This window comes from Acinetobacter sp. YH16052 (genome assembly GCF_013417155.1).
GTDB lineage: Bacteria > Pseudomonadota > Gammaproteobacteria > Pseudomonadales > Moraxellaceae > Acinetobacter.
Genome location: NZ_VPEO01000150.1, coordinates 1 through 1485, shown reverse-complemented (window position 1 = coordinate 1485; position 1485 = coordinate 1). Strand labels below are relative to the sequence as shown.

The 1485-nt window shown below is 31.7% G+C and carries 2 protein-coding genes; both read right to left on the bottom strand.

The window, feature by feature from the left end:
- Positions 1 to 223 precede the first annotated feature (223 nt).
- Entirely contained in the window at positions 224 to 574 is a 351-nt protein-coding gene (locus tag FTV42_RS16850) for an STAS-like domain-containing protein (RefSeq protein WP_121973991.1), read from the bottom strand.
- On the bottom strand, positions 567 to 1485 hold a 919-nt coding region (locus tag FTV42_RS16845), incomplete at its 5' end, for a hypothetical protein (RefSeq protein WP_180039252.1). The genes FTV42_RS16850 and FTV42_RS16845, both read right to left, overlap by 8 nt.

Sequence of the window (1485 nt, the reverse complement as noted above, 5' to 3'; positions counted from 1 at the left end):
TTGATTAACAGATCATTAGCAGACTTGATTGATTTCATTAATAAAGAGTTTTTTATTCTGAATAAAAACACATATACAGGGATAGCAACTGTAATAGCTTTAAATATAGGAGCTAGCCAATTATAAGGAATAAGATCAGGTTTTATTAATACGCTACAAATGGAAAAAAACCACAAAAGCAGAAGTGACGTCCAAACAACATATAGTTCCTTATCCATATGATTTATTTCACTTTACTTTCAGCGTCATTAATATACTTTTCTATTCTATCAGTAATAAGTTCTTTTAAGTCATCATCTACCACTATCTTTAGATGTCTATTTAAATCAGATTTACGATAACCATTTTTACGAATTAGACCACCAAAAGATTCTTCTAGATAAGAAGATCCAGCTGTAGATATACCATTAAAATCTAAAACAAGAATTTGGTTTGGATTCGTTTTTAAAGATTGGAAAAAAGGTAGTAGAACTTCTTCTCTAAATCGTTCACCACTATGTAGACCATCTTTTCTAGCTCTACCCATAGGTCTTGGATAATATTCTTTAGCCACATCATATTTGATTTCAAGCATAAGTTTTACTCGCGACTAATTTCACATTATTCAAAGGAATTTCCCATCCTACAGTTGTACCTTCAATAGCATCTTTGTAGTCTTTTAAACCAGCGACAGATGACCAAGCCCCTTTTCTACTTAGAACTATCACATTTGCACCATCTACATCAGATTCAACCTGCATGATATCATTAAAGCCTTTTCCTCGATGGTACTCTTCTGTTGCAGATCTTCTCCATTTTGTTGCTATTTCAATCAATTGAGAGTCATTTTTACCAGTAAAGAGTTCAATTGGATTAATAGATAAACGATCTCTTAGCTTAACTGGAATAGTTACCGGAATAGTTTTTCCTACATCTGATACCACGATCAGACATGTATTTTTCTCTTTATCTATGCAAAAGAATAAAAACCATTTCTTATATTGAGCATTTTCATCATAGGCATGATTGATCACATTACTGATTGCTTCAGCAATAGCATTTTGTAAAACAAATCTAGCTCTTCTATCTGGTAAGATCATAGCTATTTGCTCTTCAATCTTTTCGTATTCCTCGCCTAAATCAGCGCTATCTCCCGATAAACACTCCCATCTATCAACAATATTAATAGTTTTACCAACATAAGGAGGCTGTTTAATAAGACTATGAATGCCTAATCTAGAGAACATAGCTTTTACTACATCCTTATCAGAGGTTCGTCCTAGTAATTCTTTTTTATTTTTTAACTTATCCAATTGATGTAAAAGGTAAATAACGCCTTCTGGCAACAATAGTTCTACATCCTTAAAATTAAGATATAAACTCTTATTAGCTCTATCTCTCAGCTTTATTTTTCTTATAGTTTCTAGAAATTTTTCTCTATGACCCATTTTAGCTAATGAGATTACAGATGAAAATTTTATTAAGCCGATATAAGTATGTGATCTT

Coding starts and splice junctions, on each gene's coding strand:
- FTV42_RS16850 (WP_121973991.1), bottom strand. CDS start 574: ATGCTTGAAATCAAATATGATGTGGCTAAAGAATATTATCCAAGACCT.